This window comes from Paenibacillus sp. FSL W8-0187, assembly GCF_037969755.1.
In the GTDB taxonomy this organism is placed as follows: domain Bacteria; phylum Bacillota; class Bacilli; order Paenibacillales; family Paenibacillaceae; genus Paenibacillus_AQ.
Genome location: NZ_CP150206.1, coordinates 2,340,755 through 2,364,561 on the forward strand (window position 1 = coordinate 2,340,755; position 23,807 = coordinate 2,364,561).

Annotated in this window: 21 protein-coding genes and 1 other annotated feature; of the genes, 14 read left to right on the forward strand and 7 right to left on the reverse strand. The window is 48.5% G+C overall.

Annotated features, from left to right (window positions below):
- The first annotated feature begins 161 nt into the window (after nucleotides 1-161).
- On the forward strand, nucleotides 162-716 hold the full coding sequence (locus MKY48_RS10345; RefSeq protein ID WP_339292871.1) for a copper amine oxidase: 555 nt from the start codon (nucleotides 162-164) through the stop codon (nucleotides 714-716).
- Between the two features lie 95 nt (nucleotides 717-811).
- Nucleotides 812-1,135 (forward strand): DUF1292 domain-containing protein, encoded by a 324-nt coding sequence (locus tag MKY48_RS10350; protein ID WP_071223049.1) that lies wholly within the window; start codon nucleotides 812-814, stop codon nucleotides 1,133-1,135.
- A 66-nt stretch (nucleotides 1,136-1,201) separates the two neighbouring features.
- Here MKY48_RS10350 and MKY48_RS10355 read toward each other — a convergent pair whose 3' ends face one another.
- Together MKY48_RS10355 and MKY48_RS10360 are read right to left on the reverse strand one after the other, a co-directional pair.
- Nucleotides 1,202-2,677 (reverse strand): aminotransferase class I/II-fold pyridoxal phosphate-dependent enzyme, encoded by a 1,476-nt coding sequence (locus MKY48_RS10355; protein WP_076320694.1) that lies wholly within the window; start codon nucleotides 2,675-2,677, stop codon nucleotides 1,202-1,204.
- Between the two features lie 363 nt (nucleotides 2,678-3,040).
- The gene (locus tag MKY48_RS10360) at nucleotides 3,041-3,664 is read right to left on the reverse strand and encodes a DUF1054 domain-containing protein (protein ID WP_076320695.1); all 624 of its coding nucleotides are present in this window, start codon (nucleotides 3,662-3,664) and stop codon (nucleotides 3,041-3,043) included.
- Between the two features lie 264 nt (nucleotides 3,665-3,928).
- Here MKY48_RS10360 and MKY48_RS10365 point away from each other — a divergent pair, with 264 nt between their 5' ends.
- Nucleotides 3,929-4,525 carry a hypothetical protein gene (locus MKY48_RS10365; protein ID WP_076320696.1) on the forward strand — a complete coding sequence of 199 codons (597 nt, stop codon included), beginning with the start codon at nucleotides 3,929-3,931 and terminating at the stop codon, nucleotides 4,523-4,525.
- Nucleotides 4,526-4,717: 192 nt separating this feature from the next.
- The gene (gene gndA, locus MKY48_RS10370) at nucleotides 4,718-6,127 is read left to right on the forward strand and encodes an NADP-dependent phosphogluconate dehydrogenase (protein WP_202618894.1); all 1,410 of its coding nucleotides are present in this window, start codon (nucleotides 4,718-4,720) and stop codon (nucleotides 6,125-6,127) included.
- 46 nt (nucleotides 6,128-6,173) lie between these two features.
- Here gndA and MKY48_RS10375 read toward each other — a convergent pair whose 3' ends face one another.
- The gene (locus MKY48_RS10375; RefSeq protein ID WP_339292872.1) at nucleotides 6,174-6,611 is read right to left on the reverse strand and encodes a hypothetical protein; all 438 of its coding nucleotides are present in this window, start codon (nucleotides 6,609-6,611) and stop codon (nucleotides 6,174-6,176) included.
- A 253-nt stretch (nucleotides 6,612-6,864) separates the two neighbouring features.
- Between MKY48_RS10375 and MKY48_RS10380 the strand changes: the two genes are divergently transcribed.
- Nucleotides 6,865-7,341, forward strand: coding sequence for a shikimate kinase (locus tag MKY48_RS10380; RefSeq protein WP_339293491.1), 477 nt, complete (start codon nucleotides 6,865-6,867; stop codon nucleotides 7,339-7,341).
- Between the two features lie 131 nt (nucleotides 7,342-7,472).
- On the opposite strand, the gene MKY48_RS10385 is transcribed toward MKY48_RS10380, so the two are convergent.
- A complete protein-coding gene (locus MKY48_RS10385) occupies nucleotides 7,473-7,781 on the reverse strand; it encodes a rhodanese-like domain-containing protein (protein ID WP_179090581.1) in 309 nt (102 codons plus the stop codon).
- Nucleotides 7,782-7,948: 167 nt separating this feature from the next.
- Here MKY48_RS10385 and aroA point away from each other — a divergent pair, with 167 nt between their 5' ends.
- The 4 genes from aroA (at nucleotide 7,949) to ptsP (ending at nucleotide 13,545) form a co-directional block, all read left to right on the forward strand.
- Nucleotides 7,949-9,241, forward strand: coding sequence for a 3-phosphoshikimate 1-carboxyvinyltransferase (gene aroA, locus MKY48_RS10390; RefSeq protein ID WP_339292873.1), 1,293 nt, complete (start codon nucleotides 7,949-7,951; stop codon nucleotides 9,239-9,241).
- Nucleotides 9,242-9,292: 51 nt separating this feature from the next.
- Nucleotides 9,293-9,715 (forward strand): CoA-binding protein, encoded by a 423-nt coding sequence (locus MKY48_RS10395; protein ID WP_339271988.1) that lies wholly within the window; start codon nucleotides 9,293-9,295, stop codon nucleotides 9,713-9,715.
- Nucleotides 9,716-9,901: 186 nt separating this feature from the next.
- On the forward strand, nucleotides 9,902-11,785 hold the full coding sequence (locus MKY48_RS10400) for a glucose PTS transporter subunit IIA (RefSeq protein ID WP_076320700.1): 1,884 nt from the start codon (nucleotides 9,902-9,904) through the stop codon (nucleotides 11,783-11,785).
- Nucleotides 11,782-13,545, forward strand: coding sequence for a phosphoenolpyruvate--protein phosphotransferase (ptsP, locus tag MKY48_RS10405; protein WP_076320701.1), 1,764 nt, complete (start codon nucleotides 11,782-11,784; stop codon nucleotides 13,543-13,545). Before MKY48_RS10400 ends, ptsP begins: the two co-directional genes overlap by 4 nt.
- Nucleotides 13,546-13,687: 142 nt before the next feature.
- Here the strand turns inward: ptsP and MKY48_RS10410 are convergent, their stop codons facing one another.
- On the reverse strand, nucleotides 13,688-14,215 hold the full coding sequence (locus tag MKY48_RS10410; protein ID WP_339292874.1) for a type 1 glutamine amidotransferase domain-containing protein: 528 nt from the start codon (nucleotides 14,213-14,215) through the stop codon (nucleotides 13,688-13,690).
- 266 nt (nucleotides 14,216-14,481) lie between these two features.
- Between MKY48_RS10410 and MKY48_RS10415 the strand changes: the two genes are divergently transcribed.
- From MKY48_RS10415 to MKY48_RS10430, 4 genes are all read left to right on the forward strand, one after another.
- Nucleotides 14,482-14,943 carry a hypothetical protein gene (locus MKY48_RS10415; RefSeq protein ID WP_339293492.1) on the forward strand — a complete coding sequence of 154 codons (462 nt, stop codon included), beginning with the start codon at nucleotides 14,482-14,484 and terminating at the stop codon, nucleotides 14,941-14,943.
- A 95-nt stretch (nucleotides 14,944-15,038) separates the two neighbouring features.
- Nucleotides 15,039-15,386, forward strand: a complete 348-nt coding sequence (gene ytxJ / locus MKY48_RS10420; protein ID WP_339271992.1) for a bacillithiol system redox-active protein YtxJ — start codon at nucleotides 15,039-15,041, stop codon at nucleotides 15,384-15,386.
- 93 nt (nucleotides 15,387-15,479) lie between these two features.
- Entirely contained in the window at nucleotides 15,480-16,490 is a 1,011-nt protein-coding gene (gene ccpA / locus MKY48_RS10425; RefSeq protein ID WP_098742808.1) for a catabolite control protein A, read from the forward strand.
- 115 nt (nucleotides 16,491-16,605) lie between these two features.
- Nucleotides 16,606-17,307 carry a 5'-methylthioadenosine/adenosylhomocysteine nucleosidase gene (locus MKY48_RS10430; protein WP_339292875.1) on the forward strand — a complete coding sequence of 234 codons (702 nt, stop codon included), beginning with the start codon at nucleotides 16,606-16,608 and terminating at the stop codon, nucleotides 17,305-17,307.
- Nucleotides 17,308-17,425: 118 nt separating this feature from the next.
- On the opposite strand, the gene MKY48_RS10435 is transcribed toward MKY48_RS10430, so the two are convergent.
- Complete coding sequence (locus MKY48_RS10435; protein ID WP_076320706.1) at nucleotides 17,426-18,058, reverse strand: GNAT family N-acetyltransferase; 633 nt, start codon at nucleotides 18,056-18,058, stop codon at nucleotides 17,426-17,428.
- A gap of 286 nt (nucleotides 18,059-18,344) precedes the next feature.
- Here MKY48_RS10435 and acsA point away from each other — a divergent pair, with 286 nt between their 5' ends.
- Nucleotides 18,345-20,069: an acetate--CoA ligase gene (acsA, locus tag MKY48_RS10440; protein WP_076320707.1), complete on the forward strand. Its 1,725-nt coding sequence runs from the start codon at nucleotides 18,345-18,347 to the stop codon at nucleotides 20,067-20,069.
- 222 nt (nucleotides 20,070-20,291) lie between these two features.
- Here acsA and MKY48_RS10445 read toward each other — a convergent pair whose 3' ends face one another.
- On the reverse strand, nucleotides 20,292-23,399 hold the full coding sequence (locus tag MKY48_RS10445) for a transglycosylase domain-containing protein (protein WP_339292876.1): 3,108 nt from the start codon (nucleotides 23,397-23,399) through the stop codon (nucleotides 20,292-20,294).
- Nucleotides 23,400-23,543: 144 nt separating this feature from the next.
- Nucleotides 23,544-23,801: a binding site (T-box leader), on the forward strand.
- Nucleotides 23,802-23,807 lie beyond the last annotated feature (6 nt).

Genomic DNA, 23,807 nt, shown 5'->3' on the forward strand with positions numbered 1-23,807 from the left:
ATCGAATCGGCCCTGAAATGCAGTATAATTCGCGATAGGCACAAACCTTACTGCATGAGGAAAAAATTTTACCACAAAGTGCAAAATTGTCCGCAACTTGTTTTTTGACATGTAGTATACACATATAACAACAAGATGAGCCAATGGAGGGAAATGAATATATGAAGTGGAAAAAAGTGATGGCATGTATGTTAGTGCTCTCTTTAATGGGTGGCAGCACCCTTTTGTTTGCAGATTCTGTCAATGAGCGAGTCCGTGTCTGGCTGAACGGTCATGAATTGAAGGATGGTGGATATTTAATTGATGGCAAAACCTATGTGCCGGTTCGGGAATTCGACGGGGCTGTGGATTGGAATCCCGCGAATGGACAAGTTCACGTCATCAAGCCGAACGTGCATATTTTTCTGTTTAAAGGAGATACTGTATTCGGCAACGTGAACAAGGGTAAGCTGAAATTCAATGTTTTTAGCCAGGTGGACAGCTTAAACAACGATATACACTCAGTGAAAGTAGCGATTGAGGATCCTTCGGGCAATATCAAAGATATTCAATCCGAGGTTGTAAAGGACCGCAAGGATAACTTTTGGTTCCGAACCTATGACTTCACGTACGATTTTAAAACAACAGGTAAGTATTCGGTTGGTTTTTATGTAAAAGTAAAAGCTGATTCGGATTTTGTGAAAATTGCTGAAAAAGTCATTACTACGCTCAATTAATGGGTTCTTTGGCTGTCTGGCAGAAATTGACCTGGAGAAGCTATCCGTGATACGATACGAAAGTATGATAATTTAACCGAAGTGAGGTTTTTTCAATGAGTGAACACAAACATGAACACGGAGATGCTTGCGGCTGCGGTCACGATCATGACCACGACCACGAACATGAAGAGTTTGTGCTGACATTGACGGATGAAGAAGGAAAAGAAGTAGAGATGGTTCTTGTGGAGACATTTGATGTCGGCGAGAAACTCTACGCGCTTTTGCTTGAACGCGAAAATCCGGAAGCGGACGGCGTCATTCTACGTATGGAAGAAGAGAACGAGGAAATGGTTCTTTACAATATTGAGGACGAAGAAGAATGGAATGAAGTAGAGGCGGTTTACAACGAACTGGTCGCTGCTGCAAACCAGGAATAAGACTCCTAAGCAATAAACCCGGTGCGAACCTCTTGCACCGGGTTTATTGTATTTACAGCTGCCATTTTAGAATATAGGATCCGTTTCCACGATGACTTTAACATTTTGGATACTGCGGTCCTCAGGACCTTTCACCGGAAGGCCTACCTCGACATGATCGATAATGTAATCGATGTTTTCCTGGGAAATCACTTCGCCCGGAAGCAGAATCGGAATGCCTGGCGGGTAGACATAGATGAATTCGGCAATAATGCGTCCTGCCGATTCCTTGAAAGGTACAACCTCTGTATCCCCGTAAAACGCATCGCGAGGGATAAGCGACAACTGCGGAATTTCTGGTGTTTTCACAACCAACTCGTTAATCTCATTCACATGCATGTACTGATTCGAAAGCTCGCGGAGCGCTGTCAGCAAAATATCGATGGCCTCCTGATTGTCTCCCGGTGTAATGAGGCACAGAATATTGTACATATCACTGAGCTCAACTTCAATATTGTAGTGATCCCGCAGCCAGTTCTCGGTTTCATATCCTGTAATGCCGAGATGGCGTACATGGATCGTCAATTTGGTCGGATCATAGGAGTATGTTGCTTCTCCGCCTAATATTTCTTCACCGAAGCTGTACAAACCTTCGATTTTATTGACTTCCTGACGTGCATATTGCGCCAATTCAATCGTCCTTGCTGCCATTTCTCGTCCATGCAGCGCCAGACTGCGGCGTGAAGTATCAAGCGATGCCAGCAGGATGTAGGAGGTGGAGGTTGTGGTCAGCATGCTGATGATCGTCTGTACGCGATAAGGATTGATGTATCCGTTCTTGGTATTCACGTTCAGTACGGAGCTCTGCGTCATCGAGCCGCCGAGTTTGTGCACGCTGGTCGCAGCCATATCGGCCCCGGCTTCCATTGCCGACATCGGAAGATCTTCATGAAAATGGATCAATACGCCGTGCGCCTCATCCACGAGAACGGGTACGTTGTAGCTATGAGCCAAATCCACGATTTCTTTCAGATTGGCGCTTACGCCGAAGTATGTCGGGTTAATGACCAATACGGCTTTGGCGTCAGGGTGACGTTTTAATGCTTTCCGGACCGAGCTGATGGTGATGCCGTGATCGATCCCCACATTGGCATCCTGGGCAGGCGATACGAATACAGGCTTGGCCCCGGTAAAAATGATGGCGGAAAGCACGGATTTATGGACATTGCGCGGTACAATGATTTTATCGCCAGGCGAACATACCGACATGATCATAGTCATGATCGCTCCACTTGTTCCTTGGACACTGAAGTAGGTGTGATCGGCACCGAATGCATCGGCGGCCAGCTTTTGGGCTTCCTCGATGACGCCTGTAGGTTGATGTAAATCATCCAGCGGCGCAATATTGATCAAATCTATAGAAAAGGCGTTATCCCCTATAAATTCCCTAAATTCGGCATCGGTGCCGAGGCCCTTCTTATGTCCCGGAATGTGAAATTGCACGGGGTTTTTGGCCGCATGTTCTTTAAGTGCGGTGAAGAGCGGTGTACGACTGTGGTCCATGGACGTTGTCACAACCTTTCCCTATGTTTATTTTCTTATGATTTGTTGATTTCTGTTTTTATATAAACAAAATTGAGTATAGCAAAATAGGGGGGGAATGCAAGGAGAATGAACGGCTTTTTTTGCTTTGTCCAGCAACGCTTCATACTTTAGACATATTAACAAGATCTTCATCGTTCCTTCATTAAAATATCATCCATAAGAAAAACGTCTATCGACGTACTTTCTCAGAAGACAGACCGCGGTTAAAGGAAGTTTTTCTTGCGATTATAGAATTGTTCAGCTTCGCTGAAAATTTATAAATTCTATAATCTTAAAAAAAGAGCTGCACCAGCAGCCCTTTTCATCAACATATCTTGCTCATTAAAACGCCATTTTATAAAGCGGCAGCAGCGACTCAAACGTCTCCTGCACCTTTTGCACCAGCTCGTCCCCTTCAAGCTTGACGGCTTCCTCGCGCGGGATGCGCAGTCCGCACATGACTTCAGCCTTTTTCACCTGCTTCAGCTTCTCAATCAGACGCGTGAAATCCTCCTCGCTCATATCCTGATGAGGGGTGCCGGACGGGTTCATGTGATCCATGGACCAGTAGAAATTTTTGGGCAGCGCCTTTGCTGTTTTCTTCAGCTTGGCTTCCAGGTTGCTGGCAAACACGGTCTTATTGGGACTTTCGTAAATAATCGCGAAGATGACAAACAGATGGGTTCCGAACATGCCTACCTCAAAATGAGGCAGTGCTTTGTACCCGCGTTTGCTGGCAGCCCAAGCGACCCAAGTGTCAATGGGAGGATTGACAGTGCGTCTTGCATGCTTGGCGACATGCACAAACATCTCTTCCCCAGCCAAGACGGATACATAGGGGGCGAGCTCAGCCCCTAGCGCCTCCAGCTTGGGTCTTACCCGTTCAATGAGAACCTCCATACGGGCTTCAAGCCCGGGAACGGAGAATACGTCGAAATCTTGATCTGTAAATCCGGTAACCGTCATGGATGTGATGGCCTCCCTGTTGTAGATGTTATCGTTACTAAACTCGGTTTTTGGATAACTTATTATAACATAAGGCGAATGGACATCACGCATTACCCAGAAAAGCTTCACCGTATGTTCATGTGGGCTAAAAATAGTCAATAAACCAAGTTACCGTTACATAAGATGGAGTATAAGATATAGATAAGACAACATCAAAAGCAGCCATGGGGGAAATCTTCACCGCCGTTTAATGATCGGTAGTAAACCGGAGGAGGGAGTGCCGTGAATAAGAGCGAGGAAGTGGAGTATTGCAACCTGGAGCTCCGGTTTGATCGCCGGCATATCCAGGACCTAATCAAGGAATTGATCCAGGAAGGATATTCGCTTTATTGGAGCGAGAATGATACGCAGTTTGTCATTTCAATCCGAACAGGTCGCAAGCTGGTAAAGCTGCGGTTTCAACGAACAGGAAGCGGTTTTAAACTAGTAGGCGATTATATGATCCGTGATCCCAAACTCGCGGAATGGATGGAGAAATTGATCGAAAATACCCGTGGCCATGCTGTCGTGAAACGTTTCAAGGACCGGCAAATATTGATCGAGAATATTTTGTTCGGTGAGGTCATAAGGCTTGTGGAAATATCCGGTTACCGGCAGCGGGTGCTGTTTCAGAAGGGGACGCCGATGACGGAGCAGGAAATGCTGCGGTTGTTTGAATCGGATGTAGGGGAACAGCGATTGCTGCTGTCCAGACTGGAAACCGACGATGAGCTTGAGAAGCTCCATGCGGCACTGCAAGAGGGGAACGAAGACAAAATTTTGGCTTGCAAGCAAAGACTCCGTGAGCTTTCCTTGGAGCTGATGAGGCTGGAGTGGTAACTACTTCTATCCGGATACAAGTTTAAAGCACGAACAACACTCCGAAACAGAAGGGGTGTTTTCGCGCGTGTTCTGATTTTGTGACAGGGGTTCACTTGTCAAATGAAAAACGTTAATATAAGATTATTGCAAATCATCTCGGATAGGGATGGGTTGTTTAAAAATATATTGGAGCAAAGGATGGAGAACCAGATGTCAAAACAACAAATCGGTGTGATTGGCCTTGCTGTAATGGGAAAAAACCTGGCCCTGAACATCGAAAGCAAAGGCTTCACCGTTTCTGTATATAACCGCTCTCCGCAAAAAACGGAAGACATGCTGAAGGAAACCGAAGGCAAGCAAGTGAAGGGGACATTCTCGATCGAAGAATTCGTGGACTCCCTTGAGACACCTCGTAAAATCCTGATCATGGTACAAGCCGGACAAGCTACCGATGCTACGATTGAACAGCTGATTCCACATTTGGACAAAGGCGATATCATCATTGATGGCGGTAACGCATATTTCCCTGATACACAGCGTCGCAGCAAAGAACTGGCTGAAAAAGGCTTTAACTTTATCGGTGCTGGGGTTTCCGGCGGCGAAGAAGGCGCATTGAAAGGCCCATCGATCATGCCTGGCGGACAAGAAAGTGCTTACAAGCTGGTTGAGCCTATTTTGACAGCCATTTCCGCTAAAGTTAACGAAGAGCCTTGCTGTACATATATCGGACCAGACGGTGCTGGCCATTATGTAAAAATGGTTCACAACGGTATCGAGTATGGCGATATGCAGCTTATTTGCGAAGCTTACCAATTGCTGAAGGACGTACTTGGCCTTGATGCGAAGGATCTGCACGGAATCTTCACAGAGTGGAACCAAGGTGAACTCGATAGTTACCTGATCGAGATTACGGCTGACATTTTCTCCAAATATGACGAAGAAACCGGCAAGCCGATGGTGGACGTGATTCTGGATACGGCGGGTCAAAAAGGAACAGGTAAATGGACAAGCCAAAGCTCCCTGGATCTGGGTGTGCCGCTGTCCATGATCACCGAATCCGTATTCTCCCGTTTCCTGTCCGCGATGAAAGAAGAGCGTGTGGCAGCAAGCAAAATCCTGAATGGTCCTAAAGCAGCTGCATTTGACGGCGACAAAGCCGAGTTCATTGAAAATGTGCGCAAAGCGCTGTTTGCAAGCAAAATCGTATCCTACGCTCAAGGCTTTGCACAGCTTCGCGTGGCATCCGATGAGTACGGCTGGAACCTGCAATACGGCAACCTCGCTAAAATTTGGCGCGGCGGCTGCATTATCCGTTCCCGTTTCTTGCAGAACATCACGGATGCATATGAGAACAATCCTGAGCTGAAGAACCTGCTGCTGGATCCGTTCTTTACCAATATTATTGAATCCTATCAAGATGCATGGCGTAAGGTTGTTGCTTCCGCAGTATCCTTGGGCATCCCGGTTCCTGGGTTCTCCAGCGCGCTTGCATACTACGATAGCTATCGCACCGCAAACCTGCCAGCGAACCTGCTGCAGGCTCAGCGTGACTACTTTGGAGCTCACACGTTTAAACGTGTGGACAAAGAAGGAACCTTCCACTATAACTGGATGGATTAATTCTGCTCTATCTATGGCAGCATGAATACCATCCTCCCTGGATGAATTAATCCTGCTCTTTTACGGGAGTGTGAATGCCATTCCCCCTGGATGGATCAATTTCACTCTCGGATGTAGGATGAATTCCGTTCGTCGGAGGAGAAGCCGGAGATTCAACCGTGCGGGCTTGAGAAGGGGAGTGCGCCTCCGCCAGCTCAGGGAGTCCGTGCATGGCTTCTAAAAGACAGGTGCGGATGTCGTGGTTCTTCGTATGGATGTGGTTTCCGCTTCCGAGCAAGAGAAGCGCGGCTTCGCAATAACTGTTGTAATTTTGCAGCAAACGTGGCTTTGAAAGATCCAGCAGTGCAGGATCCTTCAGAGCCACTTTTTTTTGGACAAAATGAAGCACCCAGATCACATCTTCGCGGCATAGCGGGTAGGATGGGTCGAGGATCCGGCGGATGCGCTTGGCAGCGGAAGAGAGGCCAGTTGGACGAAAAGACATAATGGATTTCACTCCTTTCTTCTAATCTTGTATTCTTGTAATTAGTATATGACAATAGGGAACCAGATAGACTCGATAAAATTGGAGCATTACTTGGGGTTACTCACGTAACAGCAACCTAACAGTAATTTAGAGAGTTAGGTCCATTGTCGAAAGATTTGGGGCTGTGGTATGATATGAGCAACCTTTACAGTGAAGCAGCAAATGGGGTGTCAAATTGGATAAGATAGGTAAGAACATTATTCTGATCGGGATGATGGGCACGGGCAAGTCAACCGTAGGGCGTCTTCTGGCAGAAACGCTCGGCTACACCCTGATCGATCTGGATGCGGAAATTGAGAGGATGGAAGGCAGAACGATTTCCGAGATGTTTGAAGCGGATGGAGAGCCGTATTTTCGTGAGGCTGAATCTGTCGCACTGCGCACGGTATTGCAACGGAAAGGCATTGTTGTAGCGTCCGGCGGAGGGGCTGTGCTTCGTTCCGAGAATTGTGACCAGATGAAACGTGATGGCTGGGTCGTCGCTCTAACAGCGGATGCTGCTAGCATCGTCGAACGGGTACGGGGTGATGCCAATCGGCCGCTGCTTGCGGGTGATGTCGAAGAAAGAGTTCGGCGTATCCTGGATGAACGAAAGGACAAATACCTGTTTGCGGATGTCATAGTGGATACGGTTGGCCGATCTGCAGGGGAAGTGGCGACTGACATTTTAACGCATTACCGCGGCTAAGATGGTCAGCGAACGGGTTTGGCGTGATGATTTTGAATCAGTCTCTATGGGTGAATCTGGGGATCGCATTCGGATTGGAATAAGCAAAAAAAGGCGGGGATAACGATCATCCCTCACCTTTCATAGCTGGTTTATTCTTCATCGTCATGCCACTGAAGCATGCCGCCCTTCATATTGATTATATTAGTCAAGCCTTGGTGATTCAAAAATTCGCATACGTGTTGACTGCGTCCGCCGCTGCGGCAGATGAAGACAACCTCTTGATCGCGTGGAATTTCGTCCAGGCGATTCGGGATCTCGCCCATCGGAATATGCTTGGCACCGCTGATCATGCCGGCGGCAACTTCCTCATCCTCCCGGACATCAATCATGTATACATTTTCGCCGTTTTGAAGCCGGCTTCTAAGCTCCGTTGTTTCCATTTGAGGGATCGGTTTCATCATATAGACCTCTTTTCTGATAATAAATGATTAAGATCGTAACGATCTGTATTTCCAGTTCACATGAACTATGATAACCAAGCGGTTCTTTCCCTGTCAATTTATCCTAAGGGAGATTTCAAGGTTGGTTTATCGTAACATAATATATACAAGGAGAGATACATACGATGGATGTAATCGTCAAGCCTACGCCTATACTAAACGGAGAGATTGGAGCGTTATCCTCCAAGAACTATACAACCCGTTACCTGCTGCTGGCTGCACTTGCGGAAGGAACAAGCACGATCTATTACCCAGCTCATAGCGAGGATAGCGATGCCATGAGACGCTGTATCCGGGATCTCGGAGCCGTGATCGAGGAGGACGAGGAGAAGGCGGTTATTACGGGCTTTGGCAAATCGCCCCGGGATGTGAAGGAGCTGAATGTCGGTAATGCCGGTGCTGTATTGCGTTTCCTGATGGGCGTTACGGCATTATCTAAAGAGGTTACTTTCGTCAATACCTATCCGGATTCACTGGGCAAACGTCCTCACGATGATCTCATTGAGACGCTTGGTCAATTGGGTGTGGAAGTGGAGCATAACGAAGGCAAACTGCCGATCACGATTCGTGGCGGTCAACCTAAGGGCGGAAAGCTCACTGTTTCTGGCGAAGTGAGTTCGCAGTACTTAAGCGCACTGCTGTTCTTAACGCCACTGCTTGCTGAAGACAGCGAGATTACCGTTACCGGAGATTTGAAATCCAAGGTCGTTATCGGTCAGACCCTGGAAGTGCTGGAGCAGGCGGGCATTACCATTCACGCAGCGGATGATTATACATTCTTCCGGGTTCCTGGCGGTCAATCCTATGAAGCGAAGACCTATACGGTTCAAGGTGATTATCCGGGCTCTGCTGCTGTCCTGGCGGCGGCTGCGGTTACGCAGTCGGATGTAACCATCCGCAATCTGTCAGAGGACAGCAAGCAGGGAGAGCGGGCCATTATTGACGTCCTCCGGATGATGGAGGTTCCGCTCACACACGAGAACGGAAATGTCCATGTACAGGGCAATCGTACCCTGAAAGCATTGGAATTTGACGGAGATGCAGCGACGGATGCGGTGCTTGCTATGGTAGCGGCAGCTGTGTTTGCGGAAGGGACCTCCCGATTCTACAATGTGGAGAATCTCCGCTATAAGGAATGCGACCGGATTACGGATTATTTGAACGAATTGCGGAAAGCCGGAGCCAACGTTGAGGAACGCCAGGCAGAGATCATCGTTCACGGCCGTCCTGAAGGCGTCGAAGGTGACGTTGAGATCAATGCCCATTATGATCATCGGGTGATCATGGCCCTGACAGTGGTCGGGCTTCGCGCACATCAGCCGATCCGAATTAAGGATGCACATCATGTGGCCAAGTCGTACCCGCAATATTTCGATCACATGAAGGCGCTTGGAGCCAACGTGGAATGGGTAAAATAAAGAAATAGCCAAGCAGCTCGTCTATTACGAATGGAGAGGTGGTCATGAATCATGGCATTTGAGAATCCTACGCGCGAAGAAATCGCGGATATTTTGCGAAACGCAGGCAATATTGCTGTTGTTGGTCTGTCTGATCGGCCGGATCGTACATCCCATATGGTTTCTGCTGCGATGCAAAAGCGAGGGTACCGGATTATCCCGGTTAACCCTGGTGCAACAGAAATACTCGGGGAGAAGAGTTATCCATCCCTGAAGGACATTCCGGAGCCGATCCATATCGTCAATGTGTTTAGACGCAGTGAATACTGTGCTGATGTGGCGCGGGAAGCTGCCGAGATTGGCGCCAAGGTGCTCTGGCTGCAGCAGGGAATTATCAGTGAAGAGGCGGCGGCCATCGCGGAGAAGAGCGACATGATCGCCATCATGGACCGCTGCATTAAGGTGGAGGATTCCATCGCTTTGGGTGGACGTTAAGATTTAAATGGTGAATTGGAAGTATGGGCAAGCCTTATGTTAAAGCAGCCATGGCAGACTGGACACGATCCGTCTTGCCGAGGTATTGCTTGTGAGGCTTGCTTTTCTTTGTGGCATTTGCCCTGATTTCTTTTTGACAAAAACAGGCGCAGCGCTTACCATCAAGGATAGAAAGGAGGGCTCGCCTTGAATTGGTTGGGATCATTACAACAGCTGGGCAGAGCAGTTATGCTCCCTACAATGGCGCTTCCAGCGGCAGCTCTCCTGCTTAGCGTGGGAAGTCTGCCATGGTCGGCGTGGGGCTTCGGAACCTTGGGCGAGATTGCTCAGGCTGCGGGGCACGGCGTGTTTTATTACATGCCGTATTTATTTGCCATTGGTGTCGCGTGGGGACTTTCGAATCAGGGAGGACCCGCAGGGCTTGCCGCTCTGGCTGGCATGTTCATCTATGATCAGGTTATATCCCGTCTGGGAGACGGGAGTGTACAGCCCTCGACTTTGATTGGTATTATTTTTGGGGTAATGTCCGGTTACGTTTACAACCGGTTCAAACATATTAAGCTTCCCGAAGCGATACAGTTTTTTGGAGGCTCCCGATTTGTACTTTTATTCATGGGACTGTTCTCCACGATATTTGCATGGGTCATGTTGGGGATGGCCCCCATTGTACAGCGCGGATTAGATGTTTTTTATGATCTGACCGTACATATGGGGGCGTTCGGATTATTCCTTTACGGAATTTTGTACAGGGTGCTGACGGCATTCGGTCTGCATCACTTGTTGAATAACGTGTATTGGTTTCAGTTGGGATCGTACGAGACGGAAGACGGAACCGTCGTTCAAGGGGATCTGCCCCGATTCTTTGCGGGTGATCCAACAGCAGGCGACTTCATGGCCGGGTTATTCCCGATTATGATGTTTGCTCTGCCGGCGATTGCATTCGCCATTATTCAAGAAGCGCGTGAAGATTTGAAGCCGAAGGTAAAAAAAACGTTTATGCGGTCCGCGCTTGTCTGTTTTTTGACCGGGGTATCGGAGCAGATTGAATTCGCGTTTTTATTTGCGTCTCCTTATCTGTATGTGCTCCACGCCTTGATGGCCGGGTTCGCGATGGTGCTTACCTATGCATTTGATATTCATCACGGGTTCTCGTACTCGGCGGGATTTATCGATTACGTACTCAATTTTCACTTGTCCAAGAATGCCTGGATCATCATACCGATCGGGGCCGTATACGGTATCGTTTACTATTTTCTGTTCCGTTGGGCCATTCGCACCTTCGAAATCCCGACACCGGGGCGTGAAGAAGGTTCGGCGCTGGAAGGCCGGGCAGGAGACATTCCCTATCAGGCACCGCTTATTCTGGAGGCGCTTGGGGGAAAAGACAACATCGTTCAGGTTCAATCCTGCATGACGCGTCTTCGATTAACCGTATATAATGACCGCCAGATTGATTCGGATGCACTGAAATTGCTCGGTTCAGCTGGTATCATCAAGCTGGGCGGCGGTAACGTTCAGGTGGTGTTCGGGACGTATTCCGAGCTCATCCGCGAAGAGATAAATAAGCTGATGCAGCAGGATTTGCCGCGCGTTCTGTTCAGCGCGCCCGTACAGGGACGCATGCTTCCTATTGACGAAGTGCCGGATGATATTTTTGCCGCCAAGCTTGTCGGTAACGGCGTGGCGTTCATTCCGGAAAAAGGAGAACTTGTATCTCCGGTATACGGCACCGTGATGCATGTCTATCCGACGATGCATGCCATTGGCATTTCAACGCCGGATGGACTCGAGGTATTGATTCATATCGGGATCGATACCTCTCAACTGAAAGGGCCGTTTTCAGCTGTGGTAAGCGAAGGGGATACCGTTGAGCCGGGGCAATTGCTGGTCAAGTTCGATCTGGCTTATTTAAAGACACATGCCGCATCACTGGCCACACCTATGGTGATCACGAATCCCGATAAAGTAAGATCTTGGAGCTTTGCTCCATTCAAGTCCGTTAAGAGAGGACAGTCATCTGTCATGTCCGTCGTATTAAATGAGAGTAATGCTGGGGGTAGAGAATCATGATACAAGGCATTGGCGCAGCAACAGGCGTAGCGATTGGTAAGGCTTTCGTACTGCCGCACTGGGAGCTGGACCTTCCAGATTCCGAAATGGATGCTGTCGATTTAGCCAAAGAGTTCGAGCGCTTATATGAAGGCATACGAACCTCCAAGAATGAAATTGAATATATCAAGAACGAATTCAAGGAAATGGTGGGACACGAGGAGTCGCAGATCTTTGATGCGCATCTGGCCATACTGGAGGATCCCGTGTTCATGAACGAAATTCAAGGGATCATCGAGCGCCAGTACAAGGCTGCCGAGGTGGCGGTTAAAGAGGCGATCGATCATTTCGTATCCATGTTCGATTTGCTGGACGACGAGTATATGAAGGAGCGGGCGCTGGATATTAAGGATGTTGGCAATCGGCTGCTCAAGCATCTTCTCGGTGCTCCGGAAGTCAAACTTCCGGCTGATACGCAGCCTTATATTTTGGTTGCGAAGGAGCTCTCTCCGTCTCAGCTCGTGCACCTTAACCCTTCCCACGTTCTTGGCATTGTGACGATGACGGGTGGCAAGACCTCTCATTCGGCGATTATGGCCCGCGCTCTTGGCATACCGCTCGTATCCGGGATTGAGAACAAGCTGGATCATCCGATCCAGACCGGACAGCATTTAGTTGTGGATGGAGATGAAGGCTTGCTGTATTTGGAGCCTGACACGCTGATCGTGGAGCGTTATGAAGGGATCCGAGAGCAACAACGGAAAAAGAAAGAGCAGTTGCAGCTCCTGGCAACGGTTGATGCGGTTACGAAGGATGGAACATACTTTAATCTGGCCGCGAATATGAACTCCATAAAAGAAATGGAGATTGCGCTCAAGAACGGCGCGCAGGGAGTTGGATTGTTCCGGACGGAATTCTTATATATGGATCGCCACAACTTTCCTTCGGAAGAAGAGCAGTTTGAAGTGTATAAGCTGGTTGCCGAGAACGCAGGTCAGGCTTCGGTCGTGATCCGTACGCTGGACATTGGCGGCGATAAGCAGCTTGATTATTTCGGGCTGCCGGAAGAAGAAAACCCCTTCTTGGGGTATCGCGCCATTCGTATCAGTCTGGATCGCACAGAGCCGTTCCAGACCCAGCTGTCTGCTATTCTGAGGGCCAGCGCTTTCGGTAACGTCAAAATCATGTATCCGATGATATCCTCGGTAGAGGAAGTCAGGCAGGCTAATGCTGTGCTGCGGCGTGCGATGGCCGATTTGGACCAACGCGGCATAGCGTACGATCCGAACATTAAGGTTGGCATTATGATTGAGGTACCGGCAGCAGTCACCATTTCGGATTTGTTGGCAGAGGAGACTGATTTCTTTAGCATCGGGACCAATGATCTGGTTCAGTATGTGCTGGCGGTGGATCGCATGAATGAGCAGATTGCACACATGTACCATCCGTTTCATCCAGCAGTTTTGCGCATGCTACGGACGACGGTGGAGGCTGCGCATGAGGCAGGCATACCGGTCAGCGTGTGTGGAGAAATGGCAGGGGACGAGCGGGCGATTCCAATATGGCTGGAGCTTGGCGTTAAGGATCTAAGCATGTCTCCGCAATCCTTGCTTCGCGTGAAGCATCGCATCTTGAATACCAATGCGGCAGAAGCGAAGGGGGAGGCAGCGGATTGCTTCAAATTGCGTACCAGCGACGCTGTCGAAGAGCGCCTTAGCGCCTTTGCCGAACGCAGCAGTTATCTGAACGGAAAGAATGGTACGGACAGCACGGCCTCTTAAAAGGCTTCTAGGATAACGTTCCAATTTTTCATGTTTCTTTTTTGAGTGGACAAGCTATATTCATATAAAAAACAGCTGCCTATCTCACCAGGAGCACTTCTTGGTGAAATGAGCGGCTGTTTTTGTGTGGTGCAGGGGAGCTTTAGCCTTGCTGTGCAAGAGCATCGCAAAAGGCTTTGCCGTACGGGGGCAGATCCGGAGGACGGCGGGCGGAAATAATATGGCCATCGGTTACAACCGCTTCATCCTTCCAGATTGCACCGGCATTTTCCATGTCGTCCCGGATTCCCGGTGTGGAAGTCACCGTAATGCCGTCCAGGATTTTGGCAGAGATGAGCACCCATCCGGCGTGGCAGATCTGTCCGATCGGCTTTTTGTCTACATTCATCTCTTTAACGAGTTGCAGCACTTTATCATAACGGCGCAGCTTGTCCGGCGCCCAGCCGCCCGGAACGAGAATTCCATCATAATCCTCGCTGTTCAGTTCTTCAAAGGAATACTCAGCTTGAGCGGGAACACCATATTTGCCTGTGTAAGTTTTTCCTTTTTCCAATCCGGCGAGATGGACTTCGGCCCCTTCTTCCCGGACTCGGTAAACGGGATACCATAGTTCCAGATCCTCAAATTCTTCGTCTACAAGCGCGATCACTTTTTTTCCAGCCAATCTCATGATCGATTTAGCCCCTTTCTCTGCAGATTTCTTGATATATCCGTAACATGATCGAATAGGTCTCTTAAGACTGTATTCATTGTAACAAATATGGACAGGGGTTTCATAGGAGCGACCAAAGAACAAACATTTGGAAACATATCTGGTAAATAAAGCATTATCACAAAATAGCAGGATTCTCTGGTATGATAGTCGAATAGAACTAGTTCAGGTGACAGATTTGTGACATAGGGCTGTTGGTATTAGATTACGTGATAGGATTTGGGGTGGGCATTTTGTTCAAAACCTGCAACTGCGGACAATGGATGAAGTTGGAATTAAGGAAGCTGATTCATGAAAGAAAGACTCGAATATGTCATGTTCCTGTTTATGCCTGTCAGTCTTGTATGAAGTATGAGCTTCTACCTCTTATTAAACCGGATTTACTTCGCTATCTCGCATCGATTAGCAATGAAACCGGACGAATACGCGTTTCGTTCGCAGATGTTAATGAGTCTGCATACGTACTTCGAGAAGTGTTCCGTACATACGATGATAATTTGTCGGTAGAATGGCAGGCACGCTGCATGGAAGTCTTTGATGAGCGAATTAATATGCTGTTGGATCTATTTCGTTATGCCCAGAGCATGGGCGACGGTGACTGGATGAGACAAATTGAGGGACGTCTTGAGCAATTAAGCACCATCAAATCCCTCATTCCTGAAAATTCGGGCAATTATGCAAGATAATTTTCAGAAAATTTTCGCGGTTGTTGGATTTTTCACGCACTTTTTGTTAGGATAGAGGATAGGAACTTCAATACAATGAAGGGAATGTATATCCTATGGCGACGTTGACGAAAATGACTACTATAGAAGAGTTACGCAACACGATTGAATCTTCCGAGCAGAGGCCCTTGCTGTTGTTCAAACATAGTACCAGATGTCCAATTAGTGCCGGAGCTTATAAGGAAGTGCAAGCTTACCTTGAGGACCAGCCGAACGAGCGGATTGACTATGTATGGATCGATGTCATTGCCGACCGTCCGGTGTCGAATCAGGCTGCGGAAACTCTAAGCATACAGCACGAATCGCCACAAGTTATTCTTGTAAAAGAAGGAGCGCCAGTCTGGCATACATCCCATTCCCATATTACGGCTGAAGCGCTGAAAGCTCAATTGGACGGCATCTAATGCCGTGTCGTTGCACAAAGCAGTAATTTGTCGTATCATAAATTCAATTGGTATTGAACGAATGAAAATCTATTGGCAATGGAGAGAAGGAATTTGACGGTAACCATTTACGATGTTGCGCGCGAAGCAGGCGTTTCCATGGCGACGGTATCACGGGTTGTAAACAATAACCCGAACGTTAAGCCTCAGACCCGGAAAAAAGTATACGAAGCGATTGAACGTTTAGGGTATCGTCCGAATGCGGTAGCCAGAGGTCTGGCCAGCAAGAAGACCACAACCGTCGGCGTTGTGATCCCTGATATTTCGAACTCGATCTTTGCGGAGATTGCCCGTGGTATTGAGGATATTGCTAACATGTACCACTATAATATAATTTTGTGTAATGCCGACAAACGTAAGGAAAAAGAAATCCGCGTTATCAACACCTTGCTTGAGAAGCAAGTGGACGGGCTGTTGTTTATGGGTGGAACGGTGACGGACGAGCATATCCAGGCGTTCCAGACATCGGCTGTGCCGATTGTTCTTTGTGCGACAAGTGATGAGAGAGGTTCTTATCCTTCGGTCGACATTGATCATGAACAAGCTGCGTTTGATGCGGTAAGCACACTGATCCGGCACGGGCATCGTGAGATTGCCATGATCAGCGGAACGCTGCAGGATCCGGCGAACGGTTATGCACGCTTCCAAGGCTACAAGAAGGCACTGGAGACAGCTGGCATTGAGTATCAAGAGGATCTGGTGCGGATTGGTAACTATCGCTATGAGTCCGGCGTAGAAGCGATGAAATACTTCCTGGGGCTTAAGAAGAAACCGACGGCTATTTTTGCTGCTACCGATGAGATGGCAATTGGCGCTATTCATAGCATTCAGGATGAAGGCTATAAAGTGCCGGATGATTTCTCTATTATCAGCGTTGATAATATCCGGATGGCATCAATGGTTCGTCCACAGCTGACAACGGTAGCTCAACCGATGTATGATCTGGGAGCTGTAGCTATGCGTTTGCTTACCAAGCTAATGAAGAAGGAGAATGTGGAGAATCCTCGCGTGATTCTGCCGCATGAAACGATTCTTCGGCTTTCGGTTAGTCATGTGAACGAGTAAGAAGTGTGAATAAAAGCTGTTTAGACATCTATTGATTTGAAGAAAGCTCCTGATTTTAAGGGGCTTTTTTCTGGTGGGATTTATATGTGGTCTTGAATTCAGGAGGGATATCGGTATGACAACACAGGTTATCGGCCTAATCGGGGCCATGGACGAAGAAGTGGAATTGCTGCTCAGTCAACTGGAGAATAAAGAAACAGCAGTCCGTGCAGGAGTTACATATGCTTCAGGAACGATTCATGGCAAGAGAGTCGTTGTATGCAAGAGCGGGGTGGGTAAGGTGAATGCCGCGGTTACCACGCAAATCCTGATTGACACCTATGGCGTTTCTAAAATATTGTTTACCGGCGTAGCGGGTGCGCTGCATCCGGAGCTGAATATTGGCGATATCGTCATCTCTTCCTCCTGCATGCAGCACGATATGGATGTGACTCCGCTCGGCTTTGCGCGCGGTTTGATTCCGTATCAGGAAGTGTCTGATTTTCCTGCGGATCCGTCGTTGATCGAGCTGGCAGAGGAAGCGTGCAAAGAGCAGGCGGTGAATCATTACGTCATCGGGAAGGTTCTGTCCGGCGACCAGTTCATTGCCAGCCGTGAAACGGTACGGACGCTCTACGAGGATCTGAACGGGGCTTGCGCGGAAATGGAAGGTGCTGCTGTTGCCCAGGTGTGTTATATGAACAGCGTGCCATATGTGGTGATCAGATCCATGTCAGATAAGGCTGACGGCTCTGCCCATGTCAACTTCCCTGAGTTTACAGTGAAAGCTTCCAAGCGTTCGCACGAAATCGTGAACTACATGCTGGGCAAACTCTAGTAACAAATTTGAGCAAGCAGTCGGTATGCATATTCAGTTATGCGCCCGCAGATAACAAACTCCCCTGTGGCAAATTCTCGGGGAGTTTGTTTTTTTGTTTATTTTATTGGGTATCGACTTAATACATAAACCGCTGTCTGAAACGGATACGATCGAATTGTTCTTGTGATGAAAGCGGTACGTGCCGCCCGATTCTGACCATAAGACAGTTGGCAGGATGGGAACAGATTTCCGGATCATCGGTTGCGTACCACTCCATATCCACGATTTTCATTAACCGTTCCATCATTTTGCGGTAATCCCATACGTTAAGGCCGCTTCCTTTAAGATCCCAATGCCAGTAGTACTCGGTCGTAAACACGATGTAACGCTCCATCTGTTCTTCTTCAAATGCAGTCTTGATCATCTGCTGCCCAAGTCCCAGAGAACGGTAGTCTTTTGCTACCTCGATGGCACCAAGTTCAATCAAATCTTCCATATTGCCCTCGGACCAGCGTTCCTGCTCATCCGGGTGATGAAATGTTACATATCCAACGATCATATCTTGGTCTCTCGTGATGATGATTCTGCCTTCGGGCAGGCCTGCAATTTCCACCAATGCCTCATGCTGCTCCGCAGGACGACGAAAAGCCTTGAGATCAGGGTGCATGGTTAGCTCGGATAGTTGCTCGGGAGGTACAGGTCCTTCGATGATCAGGCGGCGGTCTTCAGGGAACAAAACATGAGACAGGTATACCTTGCAGTGTTCCATCCGTTACGCTCCTTTCAATTCCATACCCTACTTATAGCAAAAAAATAAAAAAATGAAAAGCAATGACAGGCAAACAAGAGCTATGATATAATCTTTTCGACATAAAATCTTCACATTTATGTTGTACTTAACGATATGTTTCCTTGCGAATTCTAAGGGTTGATGACTCGATGACTGCGACAACGTGACGACCCACCGCAATGTGTAAAATGTATGTTTCATTCAATCATTTTGTAAGCGCTGTCCACTATGAGGAGACCGATTTGAGAATGAGGAGGATGTTATCATGAATCAAACGCATAGCGAAATATTGCCAAGTGAAGTTTCACATTCCAATATGAAGAGTTACGAGCAGGCACGCTCCGAGTTTTCATGGGACGAAATCGAGAGACATTTTACTTGGTATGAGACGGGCAAAGTAAATATGGCGTATGAAGCTATTGATCGTCATGTAGCAGAGGGGCGAGGAGACAAGGTAGCTCTCCTGTACAGTGACGCCAATCGCGAGGAATCTATTACTTATGCGCAGTTGAAAGAGAAATCCGACAAGTTCGGTAATGTACTCCGCAAATATGGTGTTGGCAAGGGTGATCGGGTATTTATCTTTATGCCGCGCGGCCCTGAGCTCTATGCCGGTTTGCTGGGCATTCTGAAGGTAGGCGCCGTGGTCGGCCCATTGTTCGAGGCGTTTATGGAAACGGCGGTAAAGGACCGTCTGGAGGACAGTGGTGCTGTTGCACTGATTACGACGCCTGCACTGTTGTCACGTGTGAAGCGAGACGAGTTGCCTGAACTGAAACATATTTTTGTTGTTGGCGAGATTGAGGAGGAGGACTCGCGGCTAGTAAGCTACCACGAGGAAGTAGAGGCTGCATCAAGTGAGCTGGAGATTGAATGGCTTGAGCGGGAAGATGGATTGATCATGCACTATACATCAGGCTCTACCGGGAAACCGAAGGGCGTGTATCACGTGCAGAATGCCATGATTCAGCATTATTATACGGGCAAGGTTGTTTTGGATTTAAGGGAAGATGATATATATTGGTGCACGGCGGACCCGGGTTGGGTAACCGGTACGTCCTATGGTATTTTTGCACCGTGGTTGAATGGGGTTACCAATGTCATTCGCGGAGGCCGTTTCAGTCCACAGGATTGGTACAGCACGTTGGTGAACAATAAGGTAACGGTATGGTACAGCGCTCCGACCGCTTTCCGCATGTTGATGGGTGCCGGTTCCGACCTTATCGACCAATATGATTTGAGCCATGTACGGCATATTTTATCTGTTGGTGAGCCGCTTAATCCCGAGGTGGTGCGTTGGGGACACAAGGCTTATAAGCAGCGTATCCATGACACATGGTGGATGACAGAGACGGGCGGACAGCTGATCTGTAATTACCCGGGCATGGCGATCAAGCCAGGATCCATGGGGCGTCCGGTGCCGGGCATTACAGCTAAGATTTTGGACGATCAGGGGAGAGAAGTGCCTCCGTACACGATGGGTAATTTGGCCATCAAGACACCTTGGCCGTCCATGATGAGAAAAATTTGGAACAACGAGGCGAAGTATGAAGAATACTTCCGAATTCCGGGCTGGTACATTTCAGGTGATTCGGCATATATGGATGAAGAAGGATACTTCTGGTTCCAGGGCAGAATAGACGATGTGATTAATTCGTCCGGTGAACGAATCGGACCGTTCGAAGTGGAGAGCAAGTTGGTTGAGCATCCCGCTGTCGCTGAAGCAGGCGTGATCGGTAAGCCTGATGTAACCCGTGGCGAGATCATAAAGGCCTTTATCTCCTTACGTGAGGGGTATACACCTACTCAGGAGCTCAAGGATGAAATCTACCGTTTCGTAAAGGAAGGACTTTCCGCTCATGCCGCACCTCGTGAAATTGAGTTTAAGGATAAACTTCCGAAGACGCGCTCTGGTAAGATCATGCGCCGCGTATTGAAAGCGTGGGAACTGGATCTTCCGACAGGCGATTTGTCCACGATTGAAGATTAAACCGTGATCAAGAACAGACTGACAATGGAGATGGTGACCACCATTTCCATTGTCAGTCTTTTTTTAGAGAAAGTTTAAACTTCCGAGGTTAACCTTCTTATCTTGCAAGATGCAGTCTGTCCTCATGGAATATACGTAGAAGTATCTGCTTTACCTAAAAAATAAAGCCAGCCCTTCTAACAGATGATCTCTGTAGAGGGGCTGGCTTTTTAGTATACCAATCTATTTTTTCTCAAAATATACGGCCGGTGAAGCTGCAGATTCACCGATTGGATTTACGGCAGTTACTCTAAAGGTACCGCCGATTGGGTTACCCGAGGAGTAGTAGAACTCCGTGCTCTTACTTGAGCCAAGAAGCTGGTAATTGCCATCACTGTTCGGACTGATGTAGATGTTGTAGACCATTACTTCTTCCTCTGGAGCATTGCCGCTCCAGGTGGCCTGGAAGCCCTCAGGGGTAGCCCCAAGGGTCGGCTGACCTGGTGCAGACGGTACGGTAGTAGCACCTTCATTCCCAAGTTCCAGGTCGTCATTGGGATCTCCCTCCGTGATGCCGTCACCAGGATTATCGATGTCGTCATCCGGATTCGTGTCGTTATCGCCTGGAACTTCGAATCCAGGTGCTGTACCGCCCACAATAGCGCTTGGTTCAGATGTTTTGCCGGCTACGTCAACGGCAACAACGTAATAGGAAGTAAACATTCCGTCAGCTCCAAGTCCCGAGAAGACAAGGCTCTGGTCGCCGAGCACCACCTGCCCTTGATGTGTAAACGGACTGCCGTTAACGGACTTAAAGAGCCGGTATCCGACAACATCAGGAGATCCACTGGCATTAAAGCTGATGGAGCCGCTGCCCATCGAATAATGTACGTTTTTCGGTGGGGTAGGGGCTTTGCCGTCATCTGTTCTAGGGTCAACCTTGCTTGGCATCCCTTTCTTCGCGTCCTGCGGAAGATAAGACTCCAGCGATCTCTTTTCACCTTTCATGACCTTCAAGGCGTTCTGCAGTTCTACAATCAGCTCATCAAGAGGCTTCTCACGCTTGATTACGATTTGTTCTCTCAACATATCCAAAGGCGTCGCTTCCTGTGGAATGTAATTTACACCCCGATAGGTGATGTATTTCGCTTTTGCGATACCGTCATCGCTTTCGGTAGGCACAAACTTCACATTAAACAGATCCGTTACGAATCTGTCCGTTAAGGCCGTCGGCAGCTTGCCGCTGTAAGCGGAAACCGTCTTGGACGTTATGCCCTCAGGTTTCTCGAACGTTTTGGTCGGGAACAGCTCCGGTTTCACGTCCGTTACTTCGTTCATGATTCTGGCCCAAATGGCCTGGGCGTGCTTGCGCTGGTCTCCGACGAGCGTATTTTTTTGTTCCTTATATCCGACCCATACGCCAAGCGTAACGTCAGGCGAGTATCCCATGAACCAGACATCCCCGTAGTTCTGGGTGGATCCGGTTTTACCAACAACCGGAACCTCATTGAATTTCTTGTACGTGTCTCGGACCTTGCTGCCTGTTCCGTTCGTGATGACGGTACGAAGCATATCCGTCATGAGATACGCGGTTTGTTCAGAGAATACCTGCTCCGGCTTTACTTCGTGTTTATAGACAATATTGCCTTTGGAATCCACGATTTTCTCAATCATGAAGGCGTCCGTGAATTTGCCTTGGTTGCCGATGGCACTGTATGCATTGGTGAGTTCTTCCACTGTCACCCCGTAATGCAGCCCCCCCAGTACACCGGTGGAAGCATTATAATCGTCTTCCTCCAAGGTAGTGATACCCAGCTTCTTGGAAAACTCCCAAGCCTTCTCGATGCCAACCGTGTTGTTAAACAACTTGAGCGCCACCGTATTGGTTGAATTGTTCAGTGCCTGTCTTGCCGTCATCAATCCCCTATACCCGCTGTACGAGTTTTTAGGAATATGGAACACTTTGCTGTAGTCCTTTAAGATGATCGGTGAATCGTCCACCACGCTGGCAGGCTGAATCGCCCCCGAATCGAGTGCCGGTAAATAGGCGGCAATAGGTTTCATGGCAGATCCAGGTTGTCGTTTCATTTGCGTAGCGTAGTTCATTTGTTCTGTGTTAAAATCCCTGCCCTCAATCATCCCGAGAATGGCGCCGGTTTTGTTGTCGATCATCATCGCGGCGGTTTGCTCCATTCCTTTTTCCGCGCTGTCAGGCACGTAGTTGCTGTCATTCTCTGCGATGGAGCGCATGGTCTTGTATAATGTCCGGTCGATGGTGGTGTAAACACGGTAACCGCCGGTGCTGAGCTGAGCTCGGGATGCATCCATCAGATCGGAGTTCGCTTGCGTGCCTTTTGCGTTCTCTTCGGCTTCCTCGCTCAGCTTCATCAGGATATTCGATGCTTGGCGCTCTACTTCCATCATGAGATAAGGATAAGTCACATAGGCCTTCTGCGTGCGAGGAGCAAGCGATTTTTTGATATCGAATGCCTTGGCCTCTTCATACTCAGCTTGCGTTATTTTACCTTCTTCCAGCATGCTTCCCAGTACGCGGTGCTGGCGGTTTATTGCACGGTTGAATGATTTCTCGTCAAATTCCCCCTTGCCGTTAAAGGCAGAGTAGGAGGACGGTAGCTGCGGAAGACCTGCCAAATATGCAGCTTGAGCCACATTCAGATCATTCAGATTGTTAATGTTAAATATGCCTTTTGCCGCAGCCTTGATCCCGAACAGTTGGTATCCGCTGGAACCGTTACCGTAAGGAACCTTGTTCAAGTAGGCTGTTAAAATTTGGTCTTTACTCAAAAAGCGTTCCATCCGCATGGCCAGAAGCATTTCTTTGACCTTGCGGTTATCGGTTTTGTCGCGACTTAAAAAAGTGAGCCTGGCCAGCTGTTGCGTCAACGTGCTGCCGCCGGTTTGAACCGACTCATTCAGCACGCGTTCCTTCACGGCGCGAGCGGTACCTTTTATGTCAACACCCTTATGTGTATAAAAACGGTTATCTTCTATGGATACGACGGCATCCTTCACAAGCTGGGGAATATCCTTGAATTCCACAGGTCGTCTGTCTTCTTCGGTTCTAAGCTGGCCGATCGGTGAGCCATCTGCGAAGTAGGCGAAGCCCGTTATAGCATTATCGTTCACCGTATTCTCGATGAGAGCCCTGGATCTTACCGGCTCATTCTCAACAATAGAGGTTACGTAGCCACCTATGGCTCCTCCGGCGAACAAAACGCCCATCAGACCTACCACAAAGAGCCATCCGATGACGGATCCGAGCACCCGCAGAAAGGACCGTTTACGCGGTTTCTTCTGTTTTTCAGGCTCTTGTTTTTTCTCCTCAACCATGAATGTATACTCCTCCTTTTAACGCACCTATTATAGCATAAATCGAAGGTTTTGAATCATGTGTCCCTACATAGCGTGTCCTTTTTTGAGGAAGATTGACTTTTTCGGGAAGCATATGATACAAATAATGCAAAGTTCATATCGTGAAAAGCTTTGAAGGACCCCAGTAGAAGGCGGAGCCTTTCGTTTCCAGAGAGTCGGTGGGTGGTGTAAACCGATAACGAGCCCCTTTGAATTACCGTCCGGAGCTGACCGGGGGAAACAGAGTCGTGCACCTGTACGGCTGTTACAGTAGTCCGGTTCCGGGATGACAATCCGTTATGGCAATGAAGTGAAAATCCGTTCCTGAGGCAACGGATTTTAATTAGGGTGGTAACGCGAGCGCTCCTACTCGTCCCTTGGGATGAG

Excerpts from the sequence above, each read along its gene's own strand:
- MKY48_RS10410 (WP_339292874.1), bottom strand. The coding sequence starts at position 14,215 with ATGAGATTGGCTGGAAAAAAAGTGATCGCGCTTGTAGACGAAGAATTT.
- MKY48_RS10360 (WP_076320695.1), bottom strand. The coding sequence starts at position 3,664 with ATGACGGTTACCGGATTTACAGATCAAGATTTCGACGTATTCTCCGTT.
- ytxJ (WP_339271992.1), top strand. The coding sequence starts at position 15,039 with ATGGCGACGTTGACGAAAATGACTACTATAGAAGAGTTACGCAACACG.
- acsA (WP_076320707.1), top strand. The coding sequence starts at position 18,345 with ATGAATCAAACGCATAGCGAAATATTGCCAAGTGAAGTTTCACATTCC.
- MKY48_RS10385 (WP_179090581.1), bottom strand. The coding sequence starts at position 7,781 with ATGAAACCGATCCCTCAAATGGAAACAACGGAGCTTAGAAGCCGGCTT.
- MKY48_RS10435 (WP_076320706.1), bottom strand. The coding sequence starts at position 18,058 with ATGGAACACTGCAAGGTATACCTGTCTCATGTTTTGTTCCCTGAAGAC.
- MKY48_RS10445 (WP_339292876.1), bottom strand. The coding sequence starts at position 23,399 with ATGGTTGAGGAGAAAAAACAAGAGCCTGAAAAACAGAAGAAACCGCGT.
- MKY48_RS10375 (WP_339292872.1), bottom strand. The coding sequence starts at position 6,611 with ATGTCTTTTCGTCCAACTGGCCTCTCTTCCGCTGCCAAGCGCATCCGC.
- aroA (WP_339292873.1), top strand. The coding sequence starts at position 7,949 with ATGGATGTAATCGTCAAGCCTACGCCTATACTAAACGGAGAGATTGGA.
- MKY48_RS10355 (WP_076320694.1), bottom strand. The coding sequence starts at position 2,677 with ATGGACCACAGTCGTACACCGCTCTTCACCGCACTTAAAGAACATGCG.
- MKY48_RS10350 (WP_071223049.1), top strand. The coding sequence starts at position 812 with ATGAGTGAACACAAACATGAACACGGAGATGCTTGCGGCTGCGGTCAC.
- MKY48_RS10430 (WP_339292875.1), top strand. The coding sequence starts at position 16,606 with ATGACAACACAGGTTATCGGCCTAATCGGGGCCATGGACGAAGAAGTG.
- MKY48_RS10395 (WP_339271988.1), top strand. The coding sequence starts at position 9,293 with ATGGCATTTGAGAATCCTACGCGCGAAGAAATCGCGGATATTTTGCGA.
- gndA (WP_202618894.1), top strand. The coding sequence starts at position 4,718 with ATGTCAAAACAACAAATCGGTGTGATTGGCCTTGCTGTAATGGGAAAA.
- MKY48_RS10345 (WP_339292871.1), top strand. The coding sequence starts at position 162 with ATGAAGTGGAAAAAAGTGATGGCATGTATGTTAGTGCTCTCTTTAATG.
- MKY48_RS10380 (WP_339293491.1), top strand. The coding sequence starts at position 6,865 with ATGATGGGCACGGGCAAGTCAACCGTAGGGCGTCTTCTGGCAGAAACG.
- ptsP (WP_076320701.1), top strand. The coding sequence starts at position 11,782 with ATGATACAAGGCATTGGCGCAGCAACAGGCGTAGCGATTGGTAAGGCT.